The following is a 22573-nucleotide window of genomic DNA, read 5'->3' as shown; positions in this document are numbered from 1 at the left end:
ATGACAGAGTCGATACATATAAAGAATTTAGGGCCTATAAAGGATATCTATATTGAAACTGTAAAACCATTTACAGTTCTTATAGGAGAATCAGGCAGTGGTAAGAGTACGCTGATGAAGGCCATTGCTTTGTTTAGATGGATATACAAAATGCAAAATATTCGTTCATACTTAAAACACAGCAAGATATCTAAATCTCCGTTCAGATTTAGAATGGAAACATATTTAAAAAATTGTGGATTTGAGCAATTTATTAAGTATGATACTGAAATCATTTATTCGACAAAATTCGAATCTGGTAATACTTATCAAATAGTATTTAAAAATAATAAACTCAGTGGAACTGGCAATAGTGAACTTATAAGAGAGGAAGATATCTATTTTAATAAGGTGAGTTTTATTTCTGAAACGAGAAATATAATACCATTGTGGTCAGACAAAGGAGCTTCATTTACAGGAGGTTATTTGGGGTTTTATTTTCACGAAGTTTACAGAGATTTTGATTTGGCTTCTGAGAGTTTAAAAGACCTTGATTTGAAGTTTTTAAATTTGAAATTCGCTATAAAGAAAACTACTTCGGGAAAAAAATATACGATTCAATCGATTTCAAAGGAAAAAGGCGCTTTTGAAATCGATTTTAAAAACAGCTCTTCCGGAACACAAACCTCAGTTCCAATAGCGCTGATTGCACAGTATTTTTCTAAAAATTTCAATTTTGAAGATGCTTTTAATCGGTCGGTTTTAAATTATTTATCTAATACGAACAACCTGACCGATTTTAAAGCGATAAAAAACCTGAGTGAAATTAGTAAAAAAATATTCATACATATTGAAGAACCCGAACTGAGTCTTTTTCCTGATGCGCAATGCCAGTTAATTAATGATTTGGTTAATAAATGCTTCATTAGAAATGATAATGATATTGAATTGTTTTTATCTACACACAGTCCTTATATCATCAACCATTTAAACTTGTTAATAAAGTCTTTTGACAAAGGTAAACTCACGGATGGAGCGAAAATAAATTATGACAATTTAGCTGTTTACCAGGTTGTTGATGGAAAGCTGGAAGACTTGATTGCTCAGAATGAACGACTTGTAAATACTAACCCTCTTTCTGAAACTATTAACAATATTTATGATCAATATGCAGCGCTTGACTAAAACATGGAGATATTATTAAGGAATGATTTTACAGCTCATTATGGACTACCAGTTTCTACAACTGCTACTATTAGCGTAAATACGAATGATGTTTACTTTGAAATAGAAGATGATGCCCATAGAGAAATACAAATTCACGCTTTGGCTGGCTCAGGAATGGCGGCTTATCAAAATATAAATGGGTATGATGTCACAATTATTAATTACGATAAATTCATAACCGGTTTGCCTAGTTTATTTCAAAATGGAATAAAAAGGTGTGACCTAATTGTACATACAGCAAATCAAAATTATTTTTTGCTGAATGAGCTTAAAGATAGAAAGCCCAAATCCAAAGTTAGAAATAAATCAATTTCTCAATTATTGGCATCGTTAACTATGATAATGAATGTTCCTGCAATAATTACTTTCGCAAACCTTCATGCAGTGAGGCAGTGCTGTTTTTTCAATAAGCAGTCTATGGCACCTCCGCTCATATCAGCGACTACTGCATTCAATAGATTGAGCACAGCTGTGACCACCGGTCTTAGAATGCCTAATCCGTCAATTGAAGCATTTGGGTTTGAATTTTGGGAGTATTCAGGAAATCAGGTTTATCGTCTCTAAAAAAATCCTAAGATATTTCGTTTCGAATTTGTTTGTCAAAAGGAGTGATAGAGAACGATTAGGAGAATTTGAAATGTTCATTAGTTATTGTTTTGAGTTTTCACCTGTTCCAAAACCGCATCCCGAATGAAATCCGGCCGTCTCCAGGGAATAAAGTGGTTCATTTCGGGGATCATCTCAACTTTAACTGGTGCATTGATCAGCATACGTTTAGCAAAATCGGCGTTGCCGGGAGGAACGAGATCATCCACTTCGCCCTGAATTACAATCACAGGGAGACGAATATTTGCCCACAACGGAAGCATTTGTATTAATTCACCTTTCAAAGGCCTGATCTCCCGGTTACTTACATCGAGATCGACAGGTAAAAGATAGCGGATCGGAAATGAGCCTATTATCGGGCGGAACCATTCTTTCTTTTCAAGATCCGGGTCAATTGAACCGGCTACGATGATCAGGCTCCGAACCTGCCCGGGATAATCCATGGCGACCCTGGCAATGACGGGTCCACCCAGTGAATGCCCCACCAGTATGGCACTCGAATTTGGTGCCGCGGCCTTTATCACATCTGCAATTGCCTTTGCTTGTTTTTGCATGGAGGCTTCCATTTTTCCAAGGCCCGATTTGCCAAAACCAAGTCGGTCCACTGAAACCAAATGTGCATGATTATATAAGGCTGAATCTTTGAAAAAGTCAATAAAAGCCGTCCAGGAGCCTGGGGAGCCATGAACAAAAACTACGAGCGGCAATGAATCCGGCCCGATTTCGGCAAAATGAATGATTCTGTTGCCGGTTTTAATGGAATGAAAGGACGGTTTTAGAGCGGAATCCTGAAAATAGTCGTCAATCTCTTTATCTGATTTTCTGAAAGACATACATTGTGATAACAACAGCAAACTAAGAACCGCCACTACACCGGTTGCTGATTTCGAAAGTACTTTCTGGCTGATTCTGTTTTTTTGAGCCATCTTTTAAGACAAAAAAATGTACTGTTCCTTTTGCTCCAAAACAGGCAGTTCAATGCTATTTACAATATCGCTAGCGACTTCTTTTTTGTCTTTTAACTCAAAACTTTTGATCAAGCCGTCGCGATTTAGAATGGTAATCCGGTTAGTATCATAGCCAAATCCTGCGCCAGGATCCTGTAATGAATTCAGGACGATCATATCGAGATTTTTAGCATACAGTTTTTTTGTGGCGTTCTCGAGCTCATTTTCGGTTTCCAGTGCAAAGCCGATCATCCGTTGTCCAGGCTGTTTTCTTGTCCCCAATTCTGCCGCAATATCCACGGTCTTAACCAGTTCAATACTGAACTGGGCATCCTTTTTCTTGATTTTCTGACTCGCCACATACTTTGGCGTATAGTCGGCAACAGCAGCGGAAAGTACGATGATGTCATTTTCTGCAAAGTGTTGGCAGCAAGCCAGATACATTTGAGCAGCGCTGGTTACCGGCACCACCCGGATCGCAGGATTCTGGGTGATTACCTGTACAGGCCCGCTGATGAGTGTAACTTCCGCGCCTCGATCGCAAAATTCTTCTGCTATTGCATATCCCATTTTGCCTGTGGAATGGTTGCTGATAAACCTTACGGGATCAATCGCTTCGCGTGTAGGCCCGGCTGTGATCAGTACTTTGATGCCTGCAAATGAGCCTGTATTTCTGGTTGATAACATCTTGATTTTAATAAATATGTATGGGTTTTAAATGGTCACGATCATTCACAGGCCTGGATCATATCCAAAGCGAAATGAACTGGCAAGCAGAGAGAAACAGAAAGAGCGAACCAATCATACGATCCATCCGGTGCTGGTGAACTGCTACCAAACGGGTTAGAAAACGGCTGCCGTAGATAAAAGGGAGCAGACCTGCGATGGTACCAAGTGAAATGCCAAGCACATAAATGACGATCAGTCCCTGGCCGGAAATGCCAACAAGTCCCTTACCCTGTAAAAGTGTGGTATACAAAATCCAGAATGGGAAGGCCACGACATTGAGAATACTCAGCAACGTTCCCAGATAAAAGGACGACACCGTTTTTTGTTTGGTTTTTGTCAAACTGTTTTGCTTCTGGATATAATAAATGCCCATGGCTAGTAAGGTCATTGTGGCAAAGACTTCCGTAATTGGTTTTAATGCCGGGAAATCGATGATCGACCTGGTTAGCTGCACGGAAATGTAACTGTATACAAATTCCACCAAAGCGCACGCCAGGGCAAAACGCAGCGCAGCATTTATTCCTTTTTTGAGCGAGACATCCATGATCGTAATATTAAGAACGCCCAACGGAAGTGTGCCTAAAAAACTGACAAGCAGTCCGATAAAAAAGTTTAAATATAAGGTTGGCATCATGATCAAAATTGTTTGTCTTTTTTGATACGTTTTAAAATGGTTTTTGCTTCCCTGAAAGTCATGTAAGCAACGCCGTTTTTGTGATTGAAGCTGCTGATTTTATAGAGTATATGCCAGTGATGCAAAAGCACTTTCCAGCCTTCCAGAATGGAAAAGCCCGGATCATAAATGTGTGCGGGTTCTGCTCCGGCACCGTTTAACTCCATGATTTTTATATTTTTCCCCAGATAAAGATCTTTCAGGTTTGTGCATCTGAGATCATATCTTCCAAAATAAAAGCCATCAATTTGCGTGCTGATATGGTCGAAAACGGCCGTGAGTTCCGGGGTTATCAGGTGGTTTGCATTCAGGAATTTGGTGCCCAGGCAATGGTTTCCGATCGATACCAATGTCATTTTTTCCTCGTCTGGCAATACAAATGATAACAAAGCTGCGTATTTTACTTTCAACAAATCCCATTGCAAAACGGCGCGGTCATTGGCTAAAATGAGATCTGCGAGGCTATCAAAACCGTTTCCTGTCACACTGAGAAATTCTTTTTGTACAATGGAAGATATGGTCCCTTTTTGCTGATCGGGCATACGGTAATAAAAAACGCCCAGTTCAAGCGGGTAGTCCACATATTCCTGAATGAGATAATCTATTGGACTTGTTTGATGGTACGCTTCCAAAGCTTCCATGTCAACGATTTTTTCAACCCGCCAGCCGCGCTCACCTGCATTTGGTTTGGCTATTACCGGAAAATTCATTTCGGCAAAGTTAAGCTTGCAGCCTAGCAGGTCGGGATTTGATCCGCGTTTAATAAATACCGTTACCGGTTTGTAACCATCATCGATCAAATCGAGAATGTCAATTTTGGATTCCCCAAGCATACCACCCGACTCAATGGAAGGATTGGAGGCTGAGAAAAAAAAGAAGGATCGTGCCTTGATCGAAAGCCAGAGCCAATAGATAAAAACAGGAATATAAACAACCGAAAAAGGCCAGTACTCCCAGCTTTTTAGCCGTATTAAACGGGCGTTTTTAGCAGGTTTAAAATTCTTTATTTTACCCGCTGAAACCTCCTTTTTTCTGGTTTCAGGTGCAGTCAGTTCAATTGGATACATAAGCGTGCGATAGTTTTTGATGGGTCAGTTTGGAATGAATAAGGTCTTCGTAAGTCATTTCCATCCGGTTTTCCGAGCGGACAACACTTGTGAGGCTTACCGTTGCATACTGATCACCTCGCTGCATGAGTACAGCGTTTTCAGGATCGCCTGCTCCGGCCGTCTTGTGAAAATTTCGGATGCTTTCCAGGGATAAATCCTCTGGAGCGTTGAGCCATTGCCTGAACCAAATTTGTCTTGCCTTAATGATTTCGGGGGAATAAAGTGTTGCAGACGACCAGATTTGAGGTTGAGAGGCATTCAGCTCTGTTGCAAACAACTTGCTACCATCCCAGCGCAGGACGAACAATTCCCCGATTTCGACGAGAAGGAGCGTAAATGGCTCCAACCCTGTGAAATCGTAGGCAGATATGAAATTTTGGATTGTAAAATAATTGAAGGCATGAAGTACCACGAGTCCACGGCTGTGCTTGTAAGGCGGCTTGGGGTGGTGTGCTGTAAAAGCCCCGTTGAGCAGACAAACAGTCCGGGTTTTTGAACTGGCGATCCAGCTACCATGACCTTGCGGATCTTTCGGAAATGTAACCTCATGATCATGAATGATAACAGGTCCTGAAAGTTTGGCGGCAGGACGGGTAATTCTCTCGTCCCTGCTGGAGGTAAGAATAAAACCACTTTGGCCCGGAAGATAGCTAACTGTACACATATTGATTACCTTTTTTTTAATAAGGTGTATCAATTGCTATACCTCAGATTTTTATTTGGTTAAATATCTTAAAATCAATAATTTAAATCTAAATTACAAATTATTAGGCTTGGTTAAATTTCCGATATTTCGTGAAAATCTTTTTAAAGCGTGAATTGATCAGGTTTTTTGATTCCGAGTTTTCGCATTCTGGAGTCAAGCGTTGTGGGAATCATGTCAAGAATTTGTGCGGCCCCGTTTTTCCCGCTTACTTTCCAAAGGGTTTTTTCAAGTACATGGATGATGTGTTCCCTTTCACATTCTTCCATGGTCATCATATTTCCTTTGGCTGCTGCAACAGGCTTTCGTGGCGACCAGTCATCGAGTATCAGCGTTCTGCCGGGCGACATGATGATGGAGCGCTCTACCACATTTTCCAGTTCACGGATGTTACCCGGCCAATGGTAGGAAGTCAGCATATCGATCGCTTTCTGAGGAATCTGATCAATTACTTTGCCTTGTTCTGTTCCATGTTTCTGACAGAAATACCTGACCAGCAAAGGAATGTCTTCCTTCCTCTCGCGTAGCGGAATGCTGAAAACAGGAAATACGTTCAGGCGATAATAAAGGTCTTCTCGAAAGCGCTGCTCGGTAATTTCTTTTTCCAGGTCTCGGTTCGTAGCGGCGATGACGCGGACATTCACTTTCAATGTTTTGGTACTGCCCACCCGTTCAAATTCACCTTCCTGCAATACCCGAAGTAACTTTGCCTGTAATTCCAGTGGCATTTCGCCAATTTCGTCCAGAAATATAGTTCCACCATCTGCAAGTTCGAAACGTCCGGATTTCTGCGCAGTTGCTCCCGTGAATGATCCTTTTTCATGTCCGAATAACTCACTCTCAATCAGACTTGCCGGTAAAGCTGCACAATTGAGTTTGATCAAAGGACGGTTTTTTCTTCCGCTCAGATTATGTACGGCCCGGGCAAGTAATTCTTTTCCTGTGCCGGATTCTCCTGTGATCAGAACAGTACTGTTAGTTGGGGCAACCTGTTTGATTTTGGTCAAAACTTTTTCAAAGATCTTGCTTTGGCTGATAATATCATCCGGATTTTTGGATTGCTTTATTTCTTCTTTGAGATATACATTTTCCGCCTGCAGCTGATCTTTGAGTTGTTCCACCTCGGTGAGCGCCTTATTCAGATCTGCTGTTCTTTCAGTCACCAATTGTTCCAGTTTTTGTCTGAGATTTGCCAGTGCCAGGTGTGTTCCAATACGGGACTGGACTTCGTGGATTTCGAAAGGTTTGGTGATGTAATCCACCGCACCCATATTGAAACCATTAATCTTGTTTACGGTCTCTGTAAGGGCCGTCATAAAAATGACAGGAATCGGCTCCGTAGCAATATGGGTTTTTAACTGACGGCAGGTCTCAAATCCGCTCATTCCGGGCATCATCACATCCAGAAGAATAAGATCCGGTAAAGCATATTTTGCCTGTTCAATAGCACTTTTTCCATCAGTAGCGACCAGAACCTTATAACCCGCTTTTGAGAGTACGTCAAACAAAATACTGATGTTGGCAGGCGTGTCGTCAACGATCAGAATGGTGTTTTTTGATTTTTCGGATTCGGTTTTCATGAGATTTGGAAGGAATTTTAATGCTTTACGATCTAATGTAACTTTATAGCTAATAGTATTTAAGGTCGAAAGTGCTGGCGCCTGGTACAAAACATTTCGGCAGATAAGTCAGACAATTGATATGAAAAGTAATCTATTTTTGGCAAATAACATGAAGCTGATCAATTGAGCGAATTTACGTCAAACGGAGCAAGAAAGTCAATTAATTTGAAGGATAGGTAATTTTCTTACACGGTAGGTAGAGATTGCTCCGGAAAACCGTACTTTTTTGCAAAGCATAATACAAAATGAACATTCCTATAAATAAACTATCATACAAAATGCGATTTCAGGTGGTATTTTTAATAGGGGTTTCACTTGTAACCATTTATCTAATTTATAGATACTATGAAGCATAACACCATAAAAAGAACGGCTACATTGTTGAAGAATAACCTAATCTCAAGCGAAATATCTGGCAGATAATAATTGTCTCGCAAAAACAATCGAGCGTATAGTTGAAGATTTGCAATAAAATAATGGAATGAAAACTAATAATTCTTTCGATTTTTTACCAGTTTTATGTCGATCACTGTTAAGATTTGTGAGCTTTAGTGTGTCTATGTAGACAGAGTTATCAATATAATATTCTTGATTTGCAAATTGATATGTGAATTCGTATTTTTACTACTAGTAATTGCAAATTCAAGATTGGTGAGTGATTCGGTGAGTTGAGAAATTTGTAGGAGGTTTTGTCATTGATTTTCAGTTGTTTATAATTTTTGATATGATTACAACGGGATCATTTGATAATCAAAGACTTAGCGTTTATTCGCTAAGTCTTTTTTGTTTTATCACGGTGCAAGTCACGGTGTTTCTAATGACTTGTGTAAAAAAAACTCTCTATATAATTTGCACGAAACCGTCTTCACTTAAACATACTATTAAAATATTTGCTAAACTTTTCTGGCAAATGGGTGGTTTAAAATTTAGATTTGAAAAACGATAATGTGTTATTGGCTTTCGATGATTTGGTATTGTTTTTAAATACTGTTCTTTGATTTTAAAATAGTTACGCTTGGCAACACGATTACAATTTCAGGAAATGGCCGAGAATAAGATTCTGGAATCAGAGGCTTTACTTGAAAAGGAGTTCTTTGATGCTGCTTATTACTTGTGTGGATATGCGGTAGAATTTTCATTGAAATCGGCAATTTGCAACCGGCTTAGTGTTGAAATGTTCGAAGGGAATGGCATTTTAGAGGATGCAAGAGCAAGATCATTTAAATAGATATAATGAGTGACTCAGTTATTTTATCCAGCTAATTTCCTGTATTTGTAGAAAATAGCACGAGTGATGAAATTTTTAGTGAGGCATGGGTTAAAATTTCTGTGTGGAATGAGCAAAGAAGGTATAAAATCGGGTGCAGCGAAAGAATGGCACTAGAGTTTGTAGATGCAGTCAAAATATTTATGGTATGGATAAGGAATTATTGGTAGAAAAATTAAAGAATGCTTTTGAGCGGGCCAAAATAGAAAGCGGCCTTGAGATTGAAGCTTTTAGTTTAGCTCCTGGGTGGAATGGTTCCTGGCACATATGTGCTTGTGGTCCTAGCGCCGTCATTGATTTACCAGAAAGAATACGGAAGGATTAAAAAGATTAATAATTTCGTATTTACGTATTTCGAAAAACCTGAGTGTAGAGCAATCAATACGGTGAAAATTTTTGTAGACCCCGCGGCTTTCAAAGAAAAGGCAAAATTCAACTTTGATGCTGACGAAGAGTATTACCGCACAAGACGGCACGAATCTGAAATTTTCGAAATGAAATAAGTTAATCAGATACTAAGAACTTGAAGCCGTCAATCTGACGTTTTTTTTATTGTTAGATGCCCCAAATCTGGGAAAATTGATTAAAAGTTTGGATAAAACCTGAAATTTACCAACCCCGAGCTGATAGAACATTTTCTATAACTTTTAAATGAACCCGTTTGATATTTAATCACTTCACGCCAAATAGAAACAAACATATGGCCAGGGGAGCTTTTGTTTTCTATGTATTTAACATGTCAGCGTCTGGAAAACTTTGCTAGGGAATCACCAGACTTCTCTTAAATTTTAGAAACGCTTTCACAAACCGGGTAAAAATCCTATTCTTTTGGCTTATCTGATAAGAAAAGAAAATTGCAGTTCAGGCTAATTAAGCCAAAGAATCATCGTTTTCTTTACATATTTACAAAGATTGACTTATAACCCCTTGTTTTAACCGTGTTACTTCAAACTACTGAAACTTTCTGGCTCTGGCAATTTTTTGGGCGATTGCACCCGCTTATGGTTCATTTCCCTGTTGCTCTACTTTGCATTGCATTGATTTTAGAAATTATCGATTGGCGTGGTAAAAGCGGAAAATTAAAAGATGCGATTAATATTCTGGTTTTGGTGGGAGCGGGAAGCGCTGTACTAGCCGTGATTTTCGGATGGCTTTTGGCAAGTGAAGGTGAATATGGCGGTGATAGTCTTGAAATTCACCGCTGGTCTGGTATTGCTACGATGGTATTTTCGCTCATAACAGCTTTGTTAATTCGATACAACCGGGTAGCAGCTTTTCGATCATTCTTATTTCTGACTGTTTTCGGAGTTTCTTTTGCCGGACATTACGGCGCTATGTTAACACATGGTGATGATTATTTGTCTAGTGTACTTCCCTTTTCAAAACCTGAAAAACCCGGCGCTCAGGAAGCTGATTTTGTTCTGACAAATAATGGTGCATTAAGTCCGCAACAGGTTCAGGAACTGAATGTTGAAGTCAGGACAATTCTGGCTCACAACTGTTACAGTTGCCACGGAGAGCAAAAAGTAAAAGGGGATTTGAGGCTGGATAGCAAGGACAGAATTATGAAAGGCGGCGAAGACGGCGTGGTAGTTATCCCAAATCATCCCGATAAAAGTGAGCTGATCAGAAGAATATCTTTGCCGTCCGGTGATAAGGAAGCCATGCCGACAAAAGGGAAAAGATTGACAGAAAAGGAAGTGACTGTGCTTAAATTCTGGATTGAAAAAGGTGCACTTTGGCCGGATGGAAAAGAAAAAAGTATCTATCGCGTTGCGGCTTTGGAACCAAGGATGCCGGAACTTCCAGCGGCAAGTGGGGATATTGTTCAGCCCATTGACAGGTTTGTAAATGTGTATTTTCAAAAAAACAAAATTGAATGGAAACCGGTGGTAAACGACAGGATTTATATTCGTCGTGTATATCTGGATATAGTCGGATTATTACCGCCACCTGAAAAAGTGGAAGCTTTTGTTGCTGATCAACATCCGGATAAAAGAGCTGCCTTGGCGAAGGAACTGTTAACCCGGAATGATGATTATGCCCAGCATTGGTTATCTTTTTGGAATGATGCGCTCCGGAATGATTATACCGGAACGGGTTATATTACCGGCGGCCGGTTTGATATTACCAAATGGCTATATACCTCCCTGGAAGTGAACAAGCCGTACAACTGGTTTGTAAAGGAATTGATAAGTCCGGTGAAAGGATCGGAAGGTTTTATCAGAGGAATCAAATGGAGAGGAACGATTAATTCAAGTCAGCGTACGGAAATGCAGGCTGCGCAAAATGTTTCACAGGTTTTGCTGGGGTTGAATTTGAAATGTGCTTCGTGTCATGACAGCTTTATCAGCGACTGGAAACTGGCTGATTCTTATGCCTTTGCCAATATTTTTGCCGATACTTTGCTGGAAATAAACCGCTGCGACAAGCCGACCGGAAAAATTGCAGGGACCAAAATACTATATCCTGAACTTGGTGAAATTACAGTCAATGCAAGTACTGAAAAACGTTTGAGACAACTTGCTGATTATCTGGTACAACCAAAAGACGGAAGACTTTATAGAACGGTTGTGAACCGGATCTGGGCCCAGCTTTTGGGGCGCGGGATTGTAGAGCCTGTTGATATGATGGATAACATGCCATGGAGTGAAGATTTGCTCGACTGGCTTGCTTCTGATTTTGAGAAAAATGGTTATGATATGAAAAAACTGATTTTGACAATCGTTACTTCAAAAACGTATCAGCTTCCGTCGTCTTCGGTGAAAGAGCCCGGCGATATTATGGCCAACAGTTATAAATTTACCGGGATGGTGCGAAGAAGATTGACGGCTGAACAATTTACAGACGCCATCAGTACTTCTTTCAAACCGATGTATTCAGATTCTGCAATTGTTTTCAATCTTTTACCGGAAAAAATAAAAACAAAAATCCCGTTTGCCAGAGCTGCTCTGGTGAAAAATGATCCTTTCCTGACTTCACTGGGAAGGCCAAACCGGGAAACTGTGAGTACCAGCAGAACTTCCCAGGCGAACTTGTTGCAAGCTCTGGAACTTACCAATGGAAATAAATTTACCCAGACCTTGAAAAGCGGAGCAAAAGAATGGATTGTAAAATATCCAACAACAGATACGCTTGTAACTGAGCTTTACAAACGTGCGTTGGGAAGAAATCCTGTGCCGAAGGAATTGGCTGCGGCCAGAAAAATCCTTGGTACTAAACCAAGTGAAGAAGGAATTCAGGATCTTGTATGGGCACTCACGCTTGTACCGGAATTTCAGTTAATTTATTGATCTAATACCACTTATCTTGAAATTGATATAGTGATTAAAACCAAAATATCGTTTATAATAAAAGACGCGCCTGGCTAAATCCCAAATGCTAAAAGCTAAATCCTAAAAATGAAATCCACTTGGAACAGAAGAGAATTCCTGCAAAGAACCAGCGCTGCGACATTAGCCGCTTTGGCCGCAGGGTCACCGATGGCAAACGTTTTAACCGGCTGTAAACCCGGAGCAAATTCAACCGCTGACACCGTTATCCTGCTTTGGATGGCTGGTGGAATGGCGCATACAGAAACTTTTGACCCCAAGCTTTACACGCCCTACAAGACAGGTATGGAAGGCAATCGGGTGTTGAGCACATTTAAATCAATTCCGACGGTATTGGACGGAATTCATTTTTCGGATGGACTGCAATCGATTGGAAAAGTAATGGACAAAGGAACCTTAATCCGTTCCTACACGGCTGCGGACATGGGGCATATTCTTCACTCCCGGCATCAGTATCACTGGCATACCTGTTACGAACCGCCTCAAACCGTTGCAGCTCCGCATTTAGGTTCGTGGATTGCCAAGGAACTTGGACCAAAAAATCCGGTGATTCCCGCTTTTATTGATATTGGCCAGCGCTTTACGTTGGGTGAAGGTGAAGAGTTAAAAGCTTTTCATACGGCCGGTTTTTTGGGAAATGAGTTTGGTCCTTTTTTTATTCCGGATCCAAGCCAGGGACTGGATAGCGTGCGTCCACCGGTGGGCATGGACGCCAAACGTTTTGAAAGAAGAAATCAGCTTTATAATGAACTGATAAGTAACAGTCCGGTTGGGGAATTTGGCAGTGACTATCAGCGCGAATCCTTGAAACGTTCCATGGAACAAGCCTATGCGTTGTTAAATTCGCCGGAATCGAAAGCGTTTGATTTGAGTACTGAGCCAAAAGAAAGCTATAATATTTATAATACCGGAAAGTTTGGCCTGGGTTGCCTCCTTGCCAGAAGATTAACTGAACAGGGCGCCCGGTTTATCAGTGTGACTACTGAATATGAGCCATTTAAAGGTTGGGACACCCATGAAAATGGAAATACCCGCCTTGTTGAAATGAAAAAACAAATTGATGGCCCGATTGCCCAGTTGATTAAAGATTTGGACAAACAGGGATTGCTTGACAGGACGATGGTGGTATTGGCTAGTGAATTCAGTCGTGATATTATGGTGGAAGGCAGTCCGGACCTGAAAGTTCAGGAGCAGGTTGCACAGCCTGATGTTTTGTCGGATATGAAATTTTACGGAATGCATCGTCATTTCACTGATGCAGGATCGATGCTGATGTTTGGCGGAGGAATTAAAAAAGGTTTTGTTTATGGTAAAACGGCCGACGAGCGTCCCTGCAAAACAATTGAAAATCCTATCAAAATAGACGCCGTTCACCAAACTATTTATCATGCACTTGGTATTGCAGAAGATACACAATACGAAGTGGAAAAACGTCCGTTTTACACCACACCGGACGGAAAAGGGAAAGCCGTTATGGAGTTGCTAACCTAAAAGTTATTGATTGGCAACCAGATTTATGGTTTTTGAGACAAGATTGACAAGCGTAGATTATTTTGAAATGCAATGTTTGTGTTTGAAAATAATCTACGCTTTTTGGCTTGCTGAGTTTATCCATCAGTTTATTTTAATTCCAATCTTTTTTAACTCCTGACAATGCGTTTCAAGCTCAATTACTTTTTCTTATTGCTAGCCGGTAGTTTTGATACTATGTTTTGATTTCATGAAGTTCCAGATCTTTTTTCAGCATTCTGATCAGGTCGTTCATCGGCTTGTTGGAATTCGTAACGCGTGATACCATCATTCCACCTTCCATCATTGAGAATAGTTTCAGAGCAAAATCATCTGCATTAATTGTTTCTGCAAACTCTTTATTGATAATTCCGGTATTAATGATTTCGGTGAGCATTGTTTTGGTCCCTTCAATAATATTTTTCACCTTTTTCTTTATCACCGGACTGGTATCATCGGACTCAACACCAAAATTCAAAATCGGACAACCACCTTCTATGTAAGAGGCCAGAGGATTTTTATAAACATTCATAAAAGCGAAAAGCTTGCCTTTGGCCGTTTTCTCTTTACTAACTTCCAAAATAACTTTGTCTGAAAGTTTTCCCAACAGGAAATCCACCATCGTATAAGCAATTTCTTCTTTGCTGTCAAAGTGACCGTACAGGCCCCCTTTTGCCATTTTGGTAGCTTCTAAAACATCGTCTATCGTAGTTCCTGCAATCCCTTTTTCGTTAAAAATAGGGGCTGCTGTCTGGATGATAAATTGCCGTGTTCTTTCTGCTTTTCCCATAACTGTATTGTAAATAACAATACAAAAATAGACTAAAAAGTCTAATAATTAAAGGTTATAAAAAAATATTTTGAATAAAAAAGAATCCGGCCAAACGCGAGAGTCCGGCCGGAGAATAGAAACAGTAAGAGGCAACCAATTATTTTTTTCCAATGGCCTTTTTAATTTCCTCACACATTTTTTTGATTCTGATATAGGAGGATTTGCTGTTCTCATTTTTATTAAATTTAATGATTACTTCGCCTGGTGAATATTGAAGATCAAATTTCGTTTTGTCGTCCAGAATCGTTGTTACATCAATTTCATCTTCATCAGAAGAAATGGTGGTAGGAGCAATATTCTGATCGATAACTTTTACAATTTCACGGGTCTTTTTTTCGTCGAAATAAGCTGTGAATTTGTACTCTTCATCAGTGTCCTTTACCGAAATTTTTACGTCACCTGAGTGCTTGCAGGAAATTGATATGCTTACAATAAGCAATAGCAAAATAAATTTAAGTTTCATGGCTAAATTTTATTATGTTTAACAAGGTACTATGCAATATACAGTACGTGATCAAATTTTATCTGATCTATACATGAACGGAAAAATAACAGGATGAATGAAATGAGACAGGTGCAGATTGTCCAACCGAACCGGCAAATTGTATAAGTGTATCCAATTTTCGGCACGTACTTTTGTACTCTTATTTAGAATGAGTCTATTTACTTATTAGAGAGCGACTTAAAAATAAAGTTTTTTTAAAACTGTGGGAAGGCCTCTTTAAAGCTACTACCAATTAAACTTCCATTATTCAGTATACCCTAACAAACCATAATCATGACGTGACCGCTACTAAAAAATCCCCTCTATCACAATAATTAAAAACCGGATGGCTGCAACCACCCGGCTCATTGCGCAAAAGCGCAATGCTTATAAACGCTGAACATTTTAAAGCAATGCAAATTAGTAAAATTCTGCATACAGGGATCTTTTGTGCCCTTTCCATTATAACATTTGCCCAAAAATCTCCGGTAAGCATCACAGGACATATAAAATCTGCTGATGGCGAGGTATTACCGGGAGCCGTCGTAGCGTTAAAAGGAACTTCCTTTGGCACATTTACCAATGCGGACGGAAAATATAATCTGGAAAAAGTTAAGCCGGGCGCCTATCAGCTTACGGTTTCTTTCATGGGTTATCTTGCTCAATCCAAACAAATTACTGTTAAAGAGGGCGAGCAGCCAAAAATCAACTTTCATCTTGAATCCGACACAAAAGAGCTGGAATCGATTTCAGTTATCGGTCGGAGTGAAACGAAGGAAATTAACCGTCAGGCCTATAACGTAACGGCCATTGATGCAAAGAAGCTTCAAAATTCGACACTCGATTTATCTCACGCACTTGATCGCGTTTCCGGTGTAAGGGTTAGAGAAAGCGGAGGCGTGGGTTCTAACATGAATTTTTCTCTGAATGGATTTACAGGTCGACAGGTAAAATTCTTCCTGGATGGCGTGCCGATGGACAATTTTGGTTCCTCTTTTCAGCTCAATAATATTCCGATCAACCTTGCCGAAAGGGTAGAAGTTTACAAAGGTGTCGTACCAATCTGGCTCGGTTCGGATGCACTTGGCGGAGCTGTTAATATTGTAACGAACACAAAACAAAACAGTTATCTGGATGCTTCGTATTCCTATGGTTCTTTCAACACGCATCGTACGGCAATCAATGCAGGGTATACAGCCAAAAATGGTTTCACGGCACAACTGAATGTATTTCAGAATTTTTCGGATAATAACTACTGGATCAACGTAGATGTCGCTGACGTGAACACCGGCGAATATTTCAGGAATCAACGGCTGCGAAGATTTCATGATACCTATCATAATGAAACTCTGATCGCAAACATTGGTGTGGTTGGGAAAAAATTTGCTGATAAGCTGTTAATCGGAATTACACTTGGCCAGAACAAAGCTGAGATTCAAACTGGCGCGCGGATGGTCAGTGTTTTCGGGAAATGGCACAGGAGAGGAAATATTGTTATGCCCAGCCTGAAATATCAGAAAAAAGATCTTTTTGTTAAAGGATTGAATTTCAATCTATCAGCAAACTACAACCTTGGACAGGAACAAAATATTGACACGGTTTATCGCCGCTACAACTGGTTTCAACAATTTAAGCAATACGAAGGACTGGGAAGCGAGCGCGAAAGATCATTGTACAAATTCAGAAATAACAACGGTCTGGCTACGGCGAATTTGAGTTACCAGATTGACGATCGCCATTCGATTACCGTCAACAACGTTTACAATACCTTCAACCGGAAAGGAAAAGATGAACTTTTTCCTGATGCTGATAAATATGAACAGCCACGCATCAACACCAAAAATGTACTCGGTTTAGGCTACAAATTTGATTACAGCGACCGTTGGAATACGTCCGTTTTTGTGAAGCAATTCTCCCAGCATAACAAGTTTTCTGTTTCATACAATCCAAGCGGAAACTGGGGAGATATCGCTTACATGGATCAAAAAAACAGTTTTAGTAAGCTGGGTTATGGAGTTGCTTCAACTTATTTTCTGTATAAAAATCTGCAATTAAAGGGCTCATTTGAAAAGAGTTGCCGCTTACCGGAAACAGACGAACTTTTTGGGGATCTATTGAATCTGGAAGGGAATATTGATTTAAAACCAGAAACAAGTAATAACTACAATTTAGGATTCAGCTATCAGGCCAGCATTAATAAAATCCATAGGTTCAGTATTGATGCCAATGTTTTGTACCGCGATGCCCAGGGTTTTATCCGTCCTAAGCTAAATGCTAATCAGACAAAACAGGTTATGGACAACCTGGCTGATGTGACCAATTTTGGTGTCGATGGCGAAGTCCGCTATTCATTCAGACAACTGTTTACGGCGGGTGTCAATCTTACTTACCAGGATCTACGGAATAATACAAAATTTGAGGATGGTTACACAACAGAAAGTCCGCTCTACCGAGACCGGATCCCCAATATGCCTTTCATGTTCGGGAACGCTGATGCAGCACTTTTCCTGAAAGATTTTGGCAAAAAGGGAAACACCCTGACTTTCGGTTATAACCTGCTTTTTGTCCACGCTTATTACCTGTACTGGCCAAGTCTGGGAAGCGACAAACTTGATATTCCACGCCAGCTTAGTCACGATGTCAATATTGTATATGCCATGGCAAACGGAAGATACAACGTCGCCTTAGAATGTAAAAATATGTTCGACAGCAAGTTATATGACAATTTTAGTCTTCAAAAACCAAGCCGTGGTTTCTACGTCAAGCTTCGATATTTTATAAGTAAATAATTAATAGTCAATTCAATAAGTTTTAAATTAAAATAAATAAGAAATGAAAAAGTCATATTTACAGTGGTTTTTTGTGTTGGGAACAGGTGTGTTTTTAAGTGCATGCAGTGATGATAAAACCGTTGATCCGGGTACAGATCCTGTGGTGGTTACCGAATCAAGATACGTAGTAGCATCTACGCCGGTTGGTTCGGCAGGTGTGGCTGATTATCTGCTTACGACGAGCGATCTTGCTCAGGGAACGATCAGTACAGTAGGAAAAGGAATTGAGCAGGATGGTTCATATCGTTATTATATTACGCACAAGGGCAAATTTTTTAGTTTGTTATATGGTCAGGGAAATCCTGGTGCTGTTACAACTTATGCGTTGGACGAAAAAGGGGAGCTGGTGAAAACCTCTGATTTCCAGAGTGAAACGGTTCAGGTATTTGCTACTGCGGGTGATGATGTTTTGATCATTAAAGTGCCAAGAAGCGGAAACGAAAGTTCTTCATGGTTCCGTATCAATGCAGACCAATCGAAAATTGTTGCCGAAGGACAGGAAAATATTGTGAAACTCGCAGGAAACGGAGAACGTGCACATTTCACCGGGGCAACGCAGGTTGGAGATAAAGTTTTTGCTCCATACATGAGCATCAAAGGTGCGGCACCGGATGTTTTTGGGACAGCTTATCCTGACAGCAGCTGGATTGCGGTATTCTCTTACCCGGGTATGAAACTTGAAAAAGTAATAAAAGACAATAGAACAAGCTTTATCGGTTCGTATTTCAACAACGGATTAGCTGTGGATGAAAATGGAGATGCTTACGGATTTTCTCCGGCATCAGCAACCAATAGCGGAGTGGCGTCTTCCAAAAAACCTTCTGCTTTTGTCAAGATCAAAAAAGGAACTACTGAGTTTGATCAAAGCTATTTCTTCAATGTACAAGAGAAATCAGGTGGCTATCACATTGCTAATCAGACTTATCTGAGCAATGGAAAAGTGCTTCTATACATGTATGGAACGGTTAATACCGCAACTGGAAATAAAAGACTTGCCATTGCAGATCTTTACAACCAGACTTTTATCTGGGTTACCGGAGCGCCTGAGGCCATCGCATCTTCATCAGCTTCTTACAACAATAATACAGTTAGCGCAGATGGAAAAACAGTATATGTTGGAATTAACACAGACGCGGGAAGCTGGGTTTATGGCGTTGATATAGCTGCGGCAACAGCCAAACAAGGTTTGAAAGTTGAAGGAGGTGCGATTACGGCCATCGTAAAAGTGAAATAAAAGTAGATAATAAAGTTTAGACAAGGCTTGTCCGCTTCTTTGGGGGGATAAGCTTTGTCATTACAAAGAGCCAGTTTACCGCACACATTCTATCATTCACTCATTCTATCACTCTGTAATTAAATCATTCTGTCATTCAATCATTTATACTATGACAACATTTAAAAAAGTCAATAACTGGCTCCACTTATGGCTCGGCCTTATTTCCGGAATTATCGTTTTTATCGTTTGTATTACAGGTTGTATCTGGGTTTTTAACGAAGAAATTGAAGGTTTACTGGAACCGGAAACTAAAATTGAAAGAAAGGATAAAGCGGTTATAATGCCTTCCCAGCTAATGAAAATTGCGAAGGCTTCTTATCCCGATATCAAAGTTTCCTATGCAAATTACCAGCAAGGCAGGGCGATTAATTTAGGTTTAGGTGAACGTCGCGGACCTAATATTACGCTAAAAGTGAATCCGTATACTGGAGAAATAATCACAAAAGAAGTTCATAAAAAGGGTGAGACAAACTTTTTTCGCTGGGTCCTAAATGGTCACCGTTTCTTATGGCTGCCCTTTGAAATCGGCCGTCCGATCGTGAATTACGGAACTTTGGTTTTTGTAATACTTTTAATAACAGGACTGGTTTGGTGGTACCCTAAAAAATGGACTAAAAGCACGACTGACAAAAGTTTCAAAATAAAATGGGGTGCTTCTTTCAAAAGAGTCAATCTTGACCTTCACAATGTGCTTGGATTTTACTCGCTTTTATTTCTACTGGCCATTGCGATGACGGGTATGGTTTATGGTATCAAGTGGTATAGCCAGAGTTTATACTGGGCAACTTCCGGCGGAAAGTCTCTTCCCGGCCGGGAAAGAGAGATTTTATCGGATTCCTTAATGGCAGGGAAATTATACACACCGCAGCAGGCCATTGATAAAGCGTGGCTAAAGGTGATAAGTGAAAATCCGGAAGCTGAGGGTTTTTATTATAACTTTCCGGATACTTCAAAAGCGAAATCCTCGATATATGTAACCATTTATCCAAACAGCGGTCAGTTTTATAACAACCGCAGCTATTCTTTTGATCAGCATACTTTGAAAGAATTGCCTAAGGATGAAGTTTATGGAGCTACTTATGATGGCGCGCCTTTTGGAACAAAACTTCGTAAAATGAATTATGATATTCACGTGGGAAGTATTCTTGGATTTCCTGGTAAAGTGCTTGCCTTTCTTTCCAGTCTGATTGGTGCCAGTTTGCCGGTAACGGGCTTTCTGGTTTGGTGGGGACGTAAAGGTTTTGGTAAAAAAGGCAGAAAAGATGCTAAAAAGGAACAGAAATCCCAAAGCAAAAATCTTGCAGAAAAACAAGAAAATACTGTTTCAGCTGCCAGACCAAAATTCAAACCGGGAGTAGTAAGAAAGTCTGATGTAAGCGAAAAACACACAATTGATTCCTCTTCGATTTAAATTTGAAAAGTGCTGAGTGAATTTAATGCCATGAAAAATACTTTTAACAAGTCGTCCGAATTTGTAAATGAGACTAAAAAGGTAAAAAATACTGATTTTCCTCTGCATGAAATGGGAGGGGACTTCTTTGCTATGACGAAATTGAAGAAAGTAACGAATATTATTTTAACGGCATTCACCGTCATGATTTTTACGAATTTCTTTGGTTTACCGACGTCAAACCCAGGCAGGTACATTTTATTGATTTTATAAAATATTCAATAAGCCGGAATCAGTTGTTTCTGCTTCTTCCCGACCAGGTCCATAATATTGAAAAGCAGGACAAAGTGGGCTATCTTTTTGCTTTATCGAAGGATTTTTTCGAGCGTTTAATTGCAGGTGATATTTTTAAGTTATTTTACTATACAGTTAATTTTTCAATCATTGTTCCGGATTCGAAGGTCGGCCTTTTTCATAAGTTAATTGATTTGATTCAGCTTGAACAAGACGGAGAAAAACGTCCGGCTATTTTGGAATCCTATCTTCGAAGCTGGTTTTTGCATTGTATTGAATTTCAAAAGGAGGCCAAAACAGATGTTAATATGGACGGCCGTATGCGCTTGTTAATGGAATCTGTTGAAAATCATTTTAAAGAACAAAGGAGTGCGGCTTTTTATGCAGATGAGCTATCGCTTAGCGCGAAAAGACTGAATGAACTATCAAAAGATTCTTTTGGCAAGACAATCAATCAGATCATTAACGATCGCCTCATCCTGGAAGCAAAAAGGGAAATCAGCTGTTTAGACAAATCCATCAAAGAAATCAGCTACGAACTGGGATTTTCCGAGCCGTCTTATTTTACCCGTTTTTTTGGAAAACAAACCGGACATACACCAGAAGATTTTAGAAAGAAAACAGGAGATATCATTCGGTGAAAAAAATTGATAAAATGGAGTCGTTTAACTATTTAAGCGGTTAAACTACTCCATTTTATCGATCATAAATTTGTTGAAAGCGAAAATTAGTCAATAGAAACCATGGCTTTAATTACACCATTTTTAGGATCGAGCCAGCTTTCAAACTGATCTGCGACTTCTCCAAATTTTACACGATGTGTGATATAAGTTGTAGGTTCAACAAGCCTGTTTTTCATACTATCAATCACATGCTCAAAATCCTGGCGTGTGGCATTTCTGCTGCTCATTAACGTAGCTTCACGTTTATGAAATTCAGGATGGCTGAAACTGATTTCTCCTTTTTGCAGACCTATTAATACGTAAGTTCCACCGTGCGCCAGATAAGTAAAAGCAGTGTTGATTGCACGTAAATTGCCGGTTGCATCAATAATTATCGTGGGCATATCACCCTTCGTAATCTCACTCAATCTTTCGGTTACGTTTTCCGTAAGCGCATTGATTGTAAAAGTTACACCAATTTTATCGGTGCAAAATGCTAAACGAGCATCATTTACATCCAGAGCTATGACCCTTGCTCCGGCAATTCTGGCAAACTCCATTGTTCCTAAACCAATAGGCCCGGCACCAACAACCAATACAAAGTCTCCGGATTTAACACCGGCTCGTCTCACGCCATGTGCCCCTATGGCAAGCGGCTCAACCAGAGCAAGTTCGTCAAAACTTAACCCATCGCCATGAACGAGCGAGTAGGTGGGAACCGATATATATTCAGACATACCGCCATCAATATGAACACCTGAAACCTGAATACTGGTGCAGCAATTGGGTTTCCCGGCGCGGCAGGCTATACATTTTCCGCAGTTGAAATAGGGAACGAAGGTAACGGCTTCACCAACTCCGAATTCGGAAGAATTGTCATTATCCACTACTTCGCCAGCCAGTTCATGGCCCAGGATTCTGGGATAACTGAAAAAAGGCTGCGTTCCTTCAAAAGCGTGAAGGTCTGTCCCGCAAATGCCTATTCTTTTAATTTTGATAATTGTATGTCCCGGAGATTGCGTCGGTTTTTCTGATTCCTGGTAAGAAAATTCGCCTGGTGTTGTACAAACAAGAGTTTTCATTTATTTGGATTCGAAATTC

The 22573-nt window shown here is 40.0% G+C and carries 19 protein-coding genes; 10 read left to right on the top strand and 9 right to left on the bottom strand.

The window, feature by feature from the left end:
- A complete protein-coding gene (locus FDK13_RS21610; protein WP_137342095.1) occupies positions 1-1164 on the top strand; it encodes an AAA family ATPase in 1164 nt (387 codons plus the stop codon).
- A gap of 3 nt (positions 1165-1167) precedes the next feature.
- Entirely contained in the window at positions 1168-1770 is a 603-nt protein-coding gene (locus FDK13_RS21605; RefSeq protein WP_137342094.1) for a hypothetical protein, read from the top strand.
- Between the two features lie 80 nt (positions 1771-1850).
- Here the strand turns inward: FDK13_RS21605 and FDK13_RS21600 are convergent, their stop codons facing one another.
- The 6 genes from FDK13_RS21600 to FDK13_RS21575 all read right to left on the bottom strand — a co-directional run bounded on the left by FDK13_RS21600 (position 1851) and on the right by FDK13_RS21575 (position 7553).
- Positions 1851-2738, bottom strand: a complete 888-nt coding sequence (locus tag FDK13_RS21600) for an alpha/beta fold hydrolase (protein ID WP_137342093.1) — start codon at positions 2736-2738, stop codon at positions 1851-1853.
- 3 nt (positions 2739-2741) lie between these two features.
- A complete protein-coding gene (coaBC, locus tag FDK13_RS21595; protein ID WP_137342092.1) occupies positions 2742-3446 on the bottom strand; it encodes a bifunctional phosphopantothenoylcysteine decarboxylase/phosphopantothenate--cysteine ligase CoaBC in 705 nt (234 codons plus the stop codon).
- Positions 3447-3504: 58 nt separating this feature from the next.
- Positions 3505-4122, bottom strand: a complete 618-nt coding sequence (locus FDK13_RS21590; RefSeq protein WP_229216150.1) for a LysE family transporter — start codon at positions 4120-4122, stop codon at positions 3505-3507.
- Between the two features lie 2 nt (positions 4123-4124).
- Positions 4125-5228 carry an ATP-grasp domain-containing protein gene (locus FDK13_RS21585; protein WP_181956150.1) on the bottom strand — a complete coding sequence of 368 codons (1104 nt, stop codon included), beginning with the start codon at positions 5226-5228 and terminating at the stop codon, positions 4125-4127.
- On the bottom strand, positions 5215-5934 hold the full coding sequence (locus FDK13_RS21580; protein ID WP_170982873.1) for an NRDE family protein: 720 nt from the start codon (positions 5932-5934) through the stop codon (positions 5215-5217). Before FDK13_RS21580 ends, FDK13_RS21585 begins: the two co-directional genes overlap by 14 nt.
- Before the next feature lie 143 nt (positions 5935-6077).
- The gene (locus FDK13_RS21575; RefSeq protein ID WP_137342090.1) at positions 6078-7553 is read right to left on the bottom strand and encodes a sigma-54-dependent transcriptional regulator; all 1476 of its coding nucleotides are present in this window, start codon (positions 7551-7553) and stop codon (positions 6078-6080) included.
- A gap of 1057 nt (positions 7554-8610) precedes the next feature.
- Here FDK13_RS21575 and FDK13_RS21570 point away from each other — a divergent pair.
- The 4 genes from FDK13_RS21570 (at position 8611) to FDK13_RS21560 (ending at position 13685) form a co-directional block, all read left to right on the top strand.
- On the top strand, positions 8611-8823 hold the full coding sequence (locus tag FDK13_RS21570) for a HEPN domain-containing protein (RefSeq protein ID WP_137342089.1): 213 nt from the start codon (positions 8611-8613) through the stop codon (positions 8821-8823).
- 187 nt (positions 8824-9010) lie between these two features.
- Positions 9011-9187, top strand: a complete 177-nt coding sequence (locus tag FDK13_RS35510) for a hypothetical protein (RefSeq protein ID WP_170982872.1) — start codon at positions 9011-9013, stop codon at positions 9185-9187.
- 664 nt (positions 9188-9851) lie between these two features.
- Entirely contained in the window at positions 9852-12155 is a 2304-nt protein-coding gene (locus FDK13_RS21565) for a DUF1549 domain-containing protein (RefSeq protein ID WP_137342172.1), read from the top strand.
- 108 nt (positions 12156-12263) lie between these two features.
- Positions 12264-13685, top strand: coding sequence for a DUF1501 domain-containing protein (locus FDK13_RS21560; RefSeq protein WP_137342088.1), 1422 nt, complete (start codon positions 12264-12266; stop codon positions 13683-13685).
- 214 nt (positions 13686-13899) lie between these two features.
- On the opposite strand, the gene FDK13_RS21555 is transcribed toward FDK13_RS21560, so the two are convergent.
- Positions 13900-14493 carry a TetR/AcrR family transcriptional regulator gene (locus tag FDK13_RS21555; protein WP_137342087.1) on the bottom strand — a complete coding sequence of 198 codons (594 nt, stop codon included), beginning with the start codon at positions 14491-14493 and terminating at the stop codon, positions 13900-13902.
- A 139-nt stretch (positions 14494-14632) separates the two neighbouring features.
- Positions 14633-14998, bottom strand: coding sequence for a hypothetical protein (locus FDK13_RS21550; RefSeq protein ID WP_137342086.1), 366 nt, complete (start codon positions 14996-14998; stop codon positions 14633-14635).
- A 434-nt stretch (positions 14999-15432) separates the two neighbouring features.
- Between FDK13_RS21550 and FDK13_RS21545 the strand changes: the two genes are divergently transcribed.
- The 4 genes from FDK13_RS21545 (at position 15433) to FDK13_RS21530 (ending at position 21451) form a co-directional block, all read left to right on the top strand.
- Positions 15433-17808, top strand: a complete 2376-nt coding sequence (locus FDK13_RS21545) for a TonB-dependent receptor (RefSeq protein ID WP_137342085.1) — start codon at positions 15433-15435, stop codon at positions 17806-17808.
- A 43-nt stretch (positions 17809-17851) separates the two neighbouring features.
- The gene (locus FDK13_RS21540; RefSeq protein WP_137342084.1) at positions 17852-19084 is read left to right on the top strand and encodes a DUF4374 domain-containing protein; all 1233 of its coding nucleotides are present in this window, start codon (positions 17852-17854) and stop codon (positions 19082-19084) included.
- 151 nt (positions 19085-19235) lie between these two features.
- Complete coding sequence (locus tag FDK13_RS21535) at positions 19236-20537, top strand: PepSY-associated TM helix domain-containing protein (protein ID WP_137342083.1); 1302 nt, start codon at positions 19236-19238, stop codon at positions 20535-20537.
- Positions 20538-20812: 275 nt separating this feature from the next.
- Positions 20813-21451, top strand: a complete 639-nt coding sequence (locus tag FDK13_RS21530) for a helix-turn-helix domain-containing protein (RefSeq protein ID WP_229216149.1) — start codon at positions 20813-20815, stop codon at positions 21449-21451.
- A gap of 86 nt (positions 21452-21537) precedes the next feature.
- On the opposite strand, the gene FDK13_RS21525 is transcribed toward FDK13_RS21530, so the two are convergent.
- Positions 21538-22554 carry a zinc-binding alcohol dehydrogenase family protein gene (locus FDK13_RS21525; protein WP_137342082.1) on the bottom strand — a complete coding sequence of 339 codons (1017 nt, stop codon included), beginning with the start codon at positions 22552-22554 and terminating at the stop codon, positions 21538-21540.
- Positions 22555-22573: the final 19 nt, after the last annotated feature.

Source organism: Dyadobacter frigoris, assembly GCF_005280585.1.
Classification (GTDB): domain Bacteria; phylum Bacteroidota; class Bacteroidia; order Cytophagales; family Spirosomataceae; genus Dyadobacter; species Dyadobacter frigoris.
This window is presented reverse-complemented; position numbering and strand designations above follow the sequence as displayed.